Annotated in this window: 16 protein-coding genes; all 16 read right to left on the bottom strand. The window is 31.1% G+C overall.

From position 1 onward, the window contains the following. The coding region (gene gerS, locus NSA58_RS09420) for a germination lipoprotein GerS (protein ID WP_257560411.1) at positions 1-532 on the bottom strand (532 nt) is incomplete at its 3' end. 54 nt (positions 533-586) lie between these two features. Continuing rightward, positions 587-964, bottom strand: a complete 378-nt coding sequence (gene acpS / locus NSA58_RS09415; protein ID WP_039680437.1) for a holo-ACP synthase — start codon at positions 962-964, stop codon at positions 587-589. 143 nt (positions 965-1,107) lie between these two features. Further along, positions 1,108-1,386, bottom strand: a complete 279-nt coding sequence (gene atpC / locus NSA58_RS09410) for an ATP synthase F1 subunit epsilon (protein ID WP_079764793.1) — start codon at positions 1,384-1,386, stop codon at positions 1,108-1,110. Between the two features lie 3 nt (positions 1,387-1,389). Continuing rightward, positions 1,390-2,784: a F0F1 ATP synthase subunit beta gene (gene atpD / locus NSA58_RS09405; protein ID WP_039680438.1), complete on the bottom strand. Its 1,395-nt coding sequence runs from the start codon at positions 2,782-2,784 to the stop codon at positions 1,390-1,392. Between the two features lie 12 nt (positions 2,785-2,796). Beyond that, positions 2,797-3,666 (bottom strand): ATP synthase F1 subunit gamma, encoded by an 870-nt coding sequence (gene atpG, locus NSA58_RS09400; protein WP_039680439.1) that lies wholly within the window; start codon positions 3,664-3,666, stop codon positions 2,797-2,799. Between the two features lie 27 nt (positions 3,667-3,693). Then, the gene (gene atpA, locus NSA58_RS09395; RefSeq protein ID WP_039680440.1) at positions 3,694-5,196 is read right to left on the bottom strand and encodes a F0F1 ATP synthase subunit alpha; all 1,503 of its coding nucleotides are present in this window, start codon (positions 5,194-5,196) and stop codon (positions 3,694-3,696) included. 15 nt (positions 5,197-5,211) lie between these two features. Beyond that, a complete protein-coding gene (locus NSA58_RS09390) occupies positions 5,212-5,754 on the bottom strand; it encodes a F0F1 ATP synthase subunit delta (protein WP_039680441.1) in 543 nt (180 codons plus the stop codon). Continuing rightward, on the bottom strand, positions 5,751-6,251 hold the full coding sequence (atpF, locus tag NSA58_RS09385) for a F0F1 ATP synthase subunit B (RefSeq protein WP_039680442.1): 501 nt from the start codon (positions 6,249-6,251) through the stop codon (positions 5,751-5,753). Before atpF ends, NSA58_RS09390 begins: the two co-directional genes overlap by 4 nt. Before the next feature lie 96 nt (positions 6,252-6,347). After that, on the bottom strand, positions 6,348-6,599 hold the full coding sequence (gene atpE / locus NSA58_RS09380) for an ATP synthase F0 subunit C (protein WP_200886403.1): 252 nt from the start codon (positions 6,597-6,599) through the stop codon (positions 6,348-6,350). An 84-nt stretch (positions 6,600-6,683) separates the two neighbouring features. Further along, positions 6,684-7,388 (bottom strand): F0F1 ATP synthase subunit A, encoded by a 705-nt coding sequence (atpB, locus tag NSA58_RS09375; protein ID WP_079764794.1) that lies wholly within the window; start codon positions 7,386-7,388, stop codon positions 6,684-6,686. A gap of 4 nt (positions 7,389-7,392) precedes the next feature. Beyond that, a complete protein-coding gene (locus NSA58_RS09370) occupies positions 7,393-7,782 on the bottom strand; it encodes an ATP synthase subunit I (protein ID WP_039680444.1) in 390 nt (129 codons plus the stop codon). Between the two features lie 7 nt (positions 7,783-7,789). Beyond that, the gene (locus NSA58_RS09365; protein WP_039680445.1) at positions 7,790-8,020 is read right to left on the bottom strand and encodes an AtpZ/AtpI family protein; all 231 of its coding nucleotides are present in this window, start codon (positions 8,018-8,020) and stop codon (positions 7,790-7,792) included. A 78-nt stretch (positions 8,021-8,098) separates the two neighbouring features. Continuing rightward, positions 8,099-8,728: a uracil phosphoribosyltransferase gene (upp, locus tag NSA58_RS09360; protein ID WP_039680446.1), complete on the bottom strand. Its 630-nt coding sequence runs from the start codon at positions 8,726-8,728 to the stop codon at positions 8,099-8,101. 15 nt (positions 8,729-8,743) lie between these two features. After that, positions 8,744-9,196, bottom strand: a complete 453-nt coding sequence (rpiB, locus tag NSA58_RS09355; RefSeq protein WP_039680447.1) for a ribose 5-phosphate isomerase B — start codon at positions 9,194-9,196, stop codon at positions 8,744-8,746. A gap of 283 nt (positions 9,197-9,479) precedes the next feature. Continuing rightward, the gene (locus NSA58_RS09350; protein WP_039680448.1) at positions 9,480-10,517 is read right to left on the bottom strand and encodes an L-threonylcarbamoyladenylate synthase; all 1,038 of its coding nucleotides are present in this window, start codon (positions 10,515-10,517) and stop codon (positions 9,480-9,482) included. A 27-nt stretch (positions 10,518-10,544) separates the two neighbouring features. Continuing rightward, positions 10,545-11,225 (bottom strand): ZIP family metal transporter, encoded by a 681-nt coding sequence (locus tag NSA58_RS09345; RefSeq protein WP_039680449.1) that lies wholly within the window; start codon positions 11,223-11,225, stop codon positions 10,545-10,547. Positions 11,226-11,262 lie beyond the last annotated feature (37 nt).

Raw genomic sequence — 11,262 nt, 5'->3', positions numbered from 1 at the left:
GTATTTCCATTTTATCCGGATTCTTAGTCTTATTATTTATATATAAAATTTGTTTATTAAAATATTTATTATCACCAGGTATTTCAATTTCTATTTTCAATTCACTTTCTGTAGCTTCTAAAACTACCTCTTCATTCTGCATATAATTTTTGATAAAATCTCCAATAAATAAATAATGACTATCATTGTTTATATTAGGAAGTTCTACTGTGTCATTAACATTAGGATTATGTACTAAAACTTTATCACCCTTATATTCAATAGTTTTTCCTTGTAAATTTTTTGGCGACTTAACTTCTAATTTATAATAATCTGGTTTTGTATATGTGTGTTTAAAAATATAGGTTGTATTTTCCTTATTTCCTATAGCTTCTACTTTCGCAGTACAAGTATATGATGTAATTTTTGAAATTTGATTTTTAAAATCTTCATATACCTCTTCTTTTGTATATTCTTTTCTTCCACATCCAACATTACATAGTGTAATTATTGAAATAATTGTTATTAGTAATGTACACCACTTATTTTTCACAAAGTACCTCCTAATTTATATTTATTCATATGTTCATTTAAATATTTCTTATTTTTACTTCGTAATAGTTATAGCATTTGCAACAGCATAGTTCTCACTATGAGATATACTTACCTTTATTTCTAAAACACTATATTGTATGCATATTTGTTCCAAATTATTATAAGTTCTAACTACTGGCTTTCCTAAATTATTTCTAAGTATTTCTATATCTTTAAAATTGTAACCCCTTATACCCAATCCTAGTGATTTACTAATAGCTTCCTTTGCTGCAAAGTTACCAGCTATAGTTTGAGGGTTGTTTCCTTTTTGATTAAACATTTCTACTTCTCTTTCTGTAAATATTTTTTTTAGAAAATCACCTCTTTTATTCAATGCATTTTTTATTCTCTCTACTTCTATAATATCTGTCCCTATATCTAAAATATTCATATTTTCCTCCCATAAATTATCTTCTTTACAATTATATTACCTTATTATAAACAATTATATTATTGTTAATAATATTTTTATTTTTGTAAAGTAAAAAGACTAGGATCAATCCTAGTCTTTTTAATTAATATAATATTCTAGTTTTAAAGTCCTCCGACTTCATCATTCCACTTTGCAGACTCAGTTAATATAGTTGTTTTTTCTTTACTAACTGTCATGAAGCCGCCAGAAATTTGGCCAGATTTAAATTTTCCATCTTTTTTTATTCTTAATTCTCCATCAACTAGACCAGTTACAAAAGGTATATGATCTTTTAGTACAGCTCTATCCCCTTGTGTCGTTCTAGTTATAACCATTTCCACCTCACCTTGGTAGAACAGTTCTTCTGGAGTTACTATTTCGAGTTGAAATATGCTTGCCATGACCTATCTACTCTCCTTTGCCTTAGCAACAACTTCATCTATTGTTCCTGCAAGTAGGAATGCTGATTCAGGTAAGTCATCATGTTTTCCTTCTAATATTTCTTTAAATCCTCTTATAGTTTCTTTTACAGGTACATATTTTCCTTCTAATCCAGTAAATGCTTCTGCAACTGAGAATGGTTGAGAAAGGAATCTTTGTATTCTTCTCGCACGAGCAACTATAATCTTATCATCATCAGATAATTCATCCATACCAAGTATAGCGATTATATCTTGTAATTCTTTATATCTTTGAAGTATTGATTGTACACCTCTCGCTACTTCATAATGTTCATTACCAACTATTTTTGGATCTAGTACTCTTGAACTAGACTCTAGTGGATCAACTGCTGGATATATACCTAGAGACGCTATTTGTCTAGATAAAACTGTTTTAGCATCCAAGTGAGCAAATGTTGTCGCTGGCGCTGGGTCAGTTAAGTCATCCGCAGGCACATAAACCGCTTGAACAGATGTTATAGAACCTTTCTTAGTTGATGTTATTCTTTCTTGTAAGTTACCCATTTCTGTAGCAAGTGTTGGTTGATATCCAACTGCTGAAGGCATACGTCCAAGAAGCGCAGAAACTTCTGAACCTGCTTGTGTGAAACGGAATATATTATCTACGAATAAAAGAACGTCTTGATTTTGTTCATCCCTGAAATACTCAGCCATAGTAAGTCCAGATAAGGCAACCCTCATTCTAGCTCCTGGTGGCTCGTTCATTTGTCCGAATACTAGAGCTGTTTTATTTATAACTCCAGAATCTTTCATTTCATGATAAAGGTCATTACCTTCTCTTGTTCTCTCTCCAACACCAGCGAATACTGATATACCACCGTGTTGCTTAGCTATATTGTTTATAAGCTCTTGTATAAGAACTGTTTTTCCAACACCTGCTCCTCCGAATAGACCTATTTTACCACCTTTTAAATATGGTACTAATAAGTCAACTACTTTTATACCTGTTTCAAGTATCTCAGCAGTACTTGCTATATCATTATATTCTGGAGCTTGCCTATGTATTGGTAGTTGAGGTGCATCTTTTGGTGCTGGTGCATCATCAACTGGTTCCCCAAGAACGTTAAATATTCTTCCTAATGTCGCATCTCCAACAGGAACACTTATCGGTCTTCCTGTATCTACTGCTTCCATTCCTCTAACTAGTCCGTCTGTAGCACTCATTGCTATACATCTAACTGTATCATCACCGATATGTTGTGCAACTTCAGCAACTATTTCTTGATCTCCTAACTTTATAACTAATGCGTTTAATAAGTTAGGTAGGCTATTTTCACTATCAAACTTAACATCTAGTACAACACCTACGATTGATACTATTTTCCCTACGTTGGCCATTTCCTAACCTCCTTATTTTAGAGCTTCTACTCCACCTACTATCTCTGTTATTTCTTGAGTTACAGCTGATTGTCTTGCTCTGTTGTAACTTAATTCTAAATTAGATAGCATTGCGTCTGCATTATCTGTTGCTGAACTCATTGCAGTTCTTCTCGCAGCTTGTTCAGATGCGAAAGATTCTATTACACCATCATATATAATTCCAGATACATATTTAGGTATTATATGACCTAAAACAACTTCTGCCGATGGTACATATTGAACTCTAGCTCTTTTTGCAGCTTGCTCTTTTGTTTCCTTATTTTCTTCTTTTTCAAATGCTAACGGTAGCACTTTTAATAATTTTGCATTTTGAGTCAAAGGAGATACAAATTCTGTATATGCTATATATACTTCATCTATTTCACCCTTTTTATATAAATTCATCGCTTCATTTGCAAACTCAAGTGTTTCTTCATAATCACATTTTTCAACACTTTCAGCTGATTTTAAAATATCATAACCTCTTTTAGCAAAATATTCTGTTGCCTTTTTACCTATAGGCATGATTTTTTCATGTTTATTACCCATGTGATTAAGAGTTAATTTTATTATGTTTGAGTTATATCCTCCTGCTAGACCTCTATCACCAGCAACAACAATATAACATCTATTTTTTACTTCTCTTTGTTTTAAGAATACATTTCTAACGCCACGTGTATTTGTAGCTATATCTTTAACGGTATCATACATCGTTCCAAAGTACGGTCTGGCATTTAAAGCTCTGTCTTTTGCTTTTCTCATTTTAGAAGAAGCAACAAGTTCCATTGCCTTAGTAACCTGTTTTGTACTATTAACACTGTTGATACGAGTTTTAATCTCTTTAATTCCAGCTCCTGCCAATTAATTTACCTCCTTTGTTAAAAAGGATTACGCTTCAACAACAAACTTTTTCTTAAATTCTAATATTACGTTTGTTAAATCAGAAGAGAAATCTTCTGCTGCTAATATCTTTTTAGATACTTCTGGATAGTTATCATCTACAAATCTGAATAATTCTTTTTCAAATCTTTGTACATTACTTACAGGTATATCTTCTAAGAAATTATTTATAACAGCAAATATTATCATAACTTGGTTTTGAACTGCTATAGGGTCAGTTTCATTTTGTTTTAAAACAGCAACTATTCTTTCCCCTTGAGCAAGTCTTCTCTTAGTATCTTCATCTAAGTCTGATCCAAATTGAGAGAATGATGCAAGCTCTCTATATTGTGAGTAAGCAAGTTTTAATGTACCTGCAACTTTTTTCATTGATTTAATTTGCGCATCACCACCAACCCTTGATACTGATATACCAGGGTCAACTGCTGGTCTTACACCTGAATAGAATAATTCTGGTTGTAAGTATATTTGTCCATCAGTTATTGATATAACATTCGTTGGTATATATGCAGAAACGTCTCCTGCTTGAGTTTCTATGATTGGAAGTGCAGTCATAGACCCTCCACCTAGTTCATCTGATAATTTTGCCGCTCTTTCAAGTAATCTTGAGTGTAAGTAGAATACATCCCCTGGATAAGCTTCACGTCCTGGTGGTCTTCTAAGTAGTAATGACATTTCTCTATAAGCAACAGCTTGTTTACTTAAATCATCATATACTATTAGAACATGTTTACCATTAAACATGAACTCTTCACCCATTGCAGCTCCTGCATATGGTGCAAGGTATTGAAGTGGTGCAGATTCAGAAGCTGTAGCTGATACAACTATTGTGTAATCCATTGCTCCACCTTTTTCTAATGTATTAACTAATTGAGCAACTGTAGAACGTTTTTGTCCTATTGCAACGTATATACATATAACGTCTTTACCTTTTTGATTTAATATTGTATCTATAACTATAGAAGTTTTACCTGTTTGTCTATCTCCTATAATAAGCTCCCTTTGACCTCTACCTATTGGTATCATTGAGTCTATAGCTTTTATACCTGTTTGTAATGGTTCACATACTGACTTTCTTGCCATTATTCCAGGTGCTTTACTTTCAACAGGTCTAGTTTTATTTGTGTTTATAGGTCCTTTACCATCTATAGGTAAACCAAGTGGACTTACAACTCTACCTATTAAGGCTTCACCAACAGGAACTTCAACTATTCTTCCTGTTCTTTTTACTATGTCACCTTCTTTGATTCCTGTGTCATCTCCGAATATAACAGCCCCAACAACATCTTCCTCTAAGTTAAGGGCCATACCATATATTTCTCCAGGGAATTCAAGAAGTTCACTTGACATTACGTTTTCTAAACCATATACTGTGGCGATACCATCACCTACTTTAAGTACGCTACCAGTATCAGTCATTTCTATTTTATTATCATAATTCTTAATTTGTTGTTTAATTATAGAACTTATTTCTTCTGGTCTTAAGTTCATGGGTTCACCGCCCTCCTAAGAAATTACTTGAGAAAGTTGGTCTTTTATATTATCTAAACGAGTTTTTACAGATCCGTCAATTTGAGTATTTCCTAATCTTACTAAAACCCCACCTAATATACTTTCGTCAACTTTGTTCTCTAAAGTAACATTTTTATTATATTTTTTTGAAAGTTTTTCTTCTAACTCTTTAACCTTTTCATCAGTTAAAAGTATGGCACTTATTACAGTACCTTCGATTATATTATGTTTATCATTTAATAATTCTTTAAATGTTAATTCTATTGATTTTAAAGAAGATATTCTTCCCTTTTCAACTAATATTTTTAAGAAATTTTTTAAGTTATTATTTATTTTAGTATTAAATAATGTTTCTATTAATTGAACCTTTTCAGACTTAGCTACTAATGGTGATTTTAAAACATTATCTAAATCTTTATTATTTTTTAATATATCTACTACATTGTTTAACTCATTGTAAATTTCTTTAGTTATATTTTCCTCTTCACTTAGTTCGAATAGGGCTTCTGCATATCTGTTAGCTATTATATCTATCATTTAGCTTCGCCCACCTCTTCGATAAATTTGTTTATCATTTCCTCGTGTTTAGCTTGGTCAATATCTTTTTCAATTACTTTAGAAGCAGCAAGTATAGCTATGTTAGAAATGTCATTTTTAAGTTCATTCATAACTTTTTCTTTTTCTTGTGCTATATCTCTGTTAGCTTTATCTTTTAATCTAATTGCTTCTTCTTTAGCAGTAGATATTATTTCCTCAGACTTTTGTTCGGCCCTAAGAGTAGCTTGTTTTATGATTTCTTGTCCTTCATTTTTAGCAACTGAAAGTTTTTGTTCATATTCAGCTTTTAAAGCTAAGCCTTCATTTTTAGCTTGTTCTCCTGTAGCTATATCTGTCTTTATTGCATTTTCTCTAGCATCTATTATGTTTAAAACTGGCTTGAATAAAATTCTCTTTAGTATCCAAAATAAAACAATTGTATTTACTATTTGAATAGCTAACTCCCAAGTTATAGTTACTACTGGTTTAAAACCCATCTACTAATCCTCCTTTCCATCATCCATAATTATAGTTAGGAGATTAAATTTCCACTTCTCCTAACTATAAAATTTCCATACAATTCGTCTTCAATTCTATACCCATGGATTAGCAAATATAAGGATTATAGATATAACAAGACCATATATACCTGTAGATTCTGCAACTGCAGCACCTAATAACATTGTAGATATGATATCACCTTTTGCTTCTGGTTGATTACCAACAGCTTCTGCACCTTTACCAGCTGCATACCCTTGTCCTATCCCAGCTCCTATACCTGATATAACTGCTATCCCTGCTCCTATTGCAGAACCTGCGATTGCTATAGCTTGACCTAATTCCATAATTTAATCCTCCTTAAATTTTAACTTTTTATAATTGTTTTTTGTTTTTATTCTAATATGCCAATATGTAATTTGCATATATTTTTACTCTGTTGCATTTGAAACAAATACCATTGTAAGCATTATAAATATAAATGCTTGTAAACATCCTGCAAATAAATCAAAGTAGAAATGTAATGGTACTGGTATTACTAATTGTAAGAATGGAATTGAAACATTTGGTATCAATGATGATATAAATGCTAATAATTGATAAAGTAATCCCATTATTACTGTTCCTCCTAAAATATTACCAAATGGACGGAATGTAAGTGATATTGGTCTAGCAAATTCACTTACTATATTAAGTGGTAATAGTAACGGAACTGGCTCTAATAAACCCTTAAAGTATCCTGGTCCTTTAGCTTTAACCCCTTCATAGTAAATTAGGAAGCAAGTAATTAAAGCCCAGGCTAAAGTTGTGTCTACATCAGTAGTTGGAGACTTAAAACCTAACAACCCAATCAAGTTGGAACATACGAAAAAAAGAAACAAAGATCCAATATAAGGTAACATATTTGGCATTCTTTTTTCTACATCATTCCCCATATTTCCATGAACAAGATTTCTAAGTGATCCAACGGCATACTCTAACATTATCTGTTTTTTTGTAGTTGGTACTGGCTTCAAATTTCTTGTTAATAAAAAGGCTATTATAATTAATGCAGCCATGATAATCCAACTAGTTACAATAGTTTCACTAATTTTAAAACCATTTGCAAATGTAATTAACCATTGTGTATACTTCACTTATTTATACCTCCTTTCTCGATATCCTCGATATTATCAGTTTTTTTATAAATATAACAATCTGAGTACTTATTAATCCTAAGACTGTTCCTATAACATTTATATTAGGGTTTTTTACTGAAACGAATACAACTGCCGCAACAATAAACATCCTTATTAAGTATCTAATTCCAGAATAAGCTTGAGCCTTTCCTGGAGAATAATCTACTGCTTTTTCCATAGTAATAGCTAATAGTCTAAAATTAAGTATTGCTATTATACTTCCAAAAACAACTCCCAATATTATGTGAATTGGTTCTTTTGATATAATAAATGATATTAATCCTACTATTACAGCGTAAACACATATTCCCTTCGAAACTTCATTAACTTCTTGTTGTACCTTTATATCCATAAATTTCTCACTTCCTTTTTGTGTATCCAATTACAGTTTTATATACAGACATAAAAGCCCCACCAATTCCTAATACTAAAAAAATTAATGTGAAAATAGGGCCTGTATTTAGTTTAGTATCTATAAATTTGCCTATAAAAAAACATCCAAATATTGAAACTAGCATCATAATACTTAATTGACTTAATAAAGAAAGTGCTTGTGCTATTTGTGCACCTGTACTTTTTTTCTTATTCATTTAATTTATATGCCTCTCTATATTATATATAGTTAAACATAAGGAATCTATCAGAAATAATAGATTCCTTAAAATATACTATTTCGTACCGAATAATCTATCTCCAGCATCTCCTAATCCTGGAACTATGTATCCATGATCATTTAGTTTTTCATCTATAGATGCCACATATATATCTACGTCATTGTGATATTTTTGTACTTCAGCTATTCCTTCTGGAGCTGCAACTAGGTTAACTAATTTTATACTTTTTGCTCCATTAGCTTTTAGAACATCTATAGCAGCAACTGCCGAACCACCTGTTGCAAGCATTGGATCAACTACTATCATTTCTCTTTCATCTATGTCTTGCGGGAATTTACTATAGTATTCCACTGGCTTTAATGTTTCAGGATCTCTGTAAAGTCCTAAGTGACCAACTTTAGCTGCTGGTATTAAACTTATAAATCCATCAACCATTCCAAGTCCTGCTCTTAATATAGGTACTATTCCTAATTTTTTCCCTGATATCATTTTTTGAGTAGTTTTAACCACTGGTGTTTCTATTTCAACATCTACTAATTGTAAATCTCTTGTAACTTCGTAACCCATTAACATTGTTATTTCCGTTAATAATTGTCTGAAATCCTTTGATCCAGTCTCTTTATCTCTCATTATTGTTAATTTGTGTTGTATCAGCGGATGATCCGTAACTATAACTTTACTCATCTTTGTTTAAACCTCCTATTTATTGTGATTTTTTTCTATGTCAATTATCATATTAACTCTTCTTAAATGTCTATCACCTTCAAATTCTGTATTAATCCAAGCATCTACTATTTCTAATGCAAGACCTTTTCCTAATACTCTTTCCCCTAGAGATAACATATTTGCATTGTTGTGAGCTTTAGACATTTTTGCAGAAAAAACATCTGAAACAACAGCACATCTTATACCAGGAACCTTATTTGCTGCTAAAGATATCCCTATGCCTGTTCCGCAGCACACAATACCATAATCTACTTCTTTTGAAATAACTGCATTTGCAACTTTCTCCCCATATATGGGATAATCAACCGAATCTTTTGAATTATTTGTTCCAAAGTCTATACATTCTATTCCTTTTGACTCTAGAAAATTAATAATTTCTGATTTTAAATTGTATCCTCCATGGTCACATCCTAAACCTATTCTCATAATTAGAACTCCTTGTTAGTATGTAAAGTAATTATCTTTTAAATCTGATAATTATTTCAATTACATCGTATTTTTTATGTTTGATTTTTTTTTAACTAGTTTATTTAATTATACATAATTTTTTATCAATACTCCATAGAAAAGCATAACTTTTTTAAATATTTTATTAGTTTTCGCTTGATTTTTATTCTGAATTTTCTAAATTTACCAAATTTTGTAATATTTTTGTTTCAAAATTTCATTATAAGTTTTATAATAATTATATTTTTAACTTTCCAAAGCACTATGCTTTAATTATTTTATATCCCGCAGATTTAAGTAGTCTATTCATTATAGCCCTACCAACACCACATCTCGAAAACTCTTCTGTATACACTATGTCATAATTTTCTTCATCTGCAGTAATAAGTGCATTAAATAAATTTGATGCAACTTCCTCCAAATTTTGACCTAATACTATAGTATTACATTTATATTTATTTTTATTTTGCTCTAAGCACATTACTGCACATTTCAAACCTTCTTTTGCATTATTATTAGATAATTCATTTACTTTTTTTATAACATCATCTATATGACCTGATACAATATATACATCTGCATTTGGTGAATAATGCTTATATTTCATTCCTGGGGCCTTAGCTTTTATATTATCTTCTTTTTTTTCTAATGCTGGATCTATATTTACCTGTCCAATGACGCTTTCTAAATCTTCTTTTGTCACACTTCCCGGTCTTAATATGGTAGGTACATCATTAGTTAAATCTAGTACTGTAGATTCTAGACCAAATGTACAATCTCCACCTAAAATAATTCCATCTACTCTATTATTCATTTCATCGTATACATGTTTTCCTTTAGTAGGCGATGGTCTTCCTGATATATTTGCTGATGGTGCCGCAATTGGTAAGTTTACTTCTTTTAATAATTCCTTTGCTATTGGGTTTGATGGCATTCTAATACCAACAGTATCCAATCCACCACTTGTTATATTTGGTACTATATCTTTTTTCTTTAATATTATAGTTATTGGTCCTGGCCAAAATTTATCCATTATTATGTGCGCTTTTTCAGATATATCTGTTGCTAATTCATCAACTTGTTTTTTGTCATATATATGTACTATTAATGGGTTATCACTAGGTCTTCCCTTTGCTGCATATATTTTTGATGTTGCAGTATCATCTAAAGCATTGGCCCCTAGACCATATACTGTCTCTGTTGGAAATATTACTGTATTTCCATTTTTCAATATTTCTGCCTGTTTTTTTATTTCCTGTTTATCTATGTCGTTTTCATCAATTTTACTTATAAGTGTCATTATCTTTGCCCCTTTCTCTATATAAATCTATATACAATATACAATTATTGTTCCTGCTAAAAAGCCAATTATACTATATATACTTTTTGATTTTGGCATTATTTCATCTAACACTACAAATAACATAGTTCCTGCTGCCAAAGATAAAAATACTCCTATTAAAGATTTAAATATCCCTGCAAAATATACACCTAAAAAACTACCTATTCCCATAGGTATTCCCGCAATAAATGTAAATAAAATTATTTTTTTAGCAGGTACTTTAGCACCAACCAAACTAAGAGCTGTTGCTAAACCTTCTGGTATGTTATGTAATGCAATTACTATAGCAAGAGTAATTCCTAGTGTTTCTGCCGATATAAAAGATGAACCTATTGCCAGTCCCTCTGGCAAATTATGTAGTAGTATACTTATAAATATTAAGTATCCCGATTTCATGTCTCCAGCAAAATCTAATCTGCTTTTTATAAACATTGTTAGTAATACTCCCATAAAAGTAAATACTACTGTATAAATTATGCCGCTTGATTCCATTGCCTCTTTCATTAAGTCAAAAACTACTACAGCTAACATAATGCCCCCGGAAAATCCCATACAAAAATTAAGGTACTTGTCTACTTCTTTTCTAAATATTGAAGATAGTATTCCACCAATTCCTGTACCTAATACTCCAGCCATTAGTCCTATCAACGTGACTTTTAGTATCATTTATCCAATTCACCCCATATTTATATTTTAATATATC

Origin of the sequence: Terrisporobacter muris (genome assembly GCF_024621905.1) — a bacterium.
Classification (GTDB): domain Bacteria; phylum Bacillota; class Clostridia; order Peptostreptococcales; family Peptostreptococcaceae; genus Terrisporobacter; species Terrisporobacter muris.
This window is presented reverse-complemented; position numbering and strand designations above follow the sequence as displayed.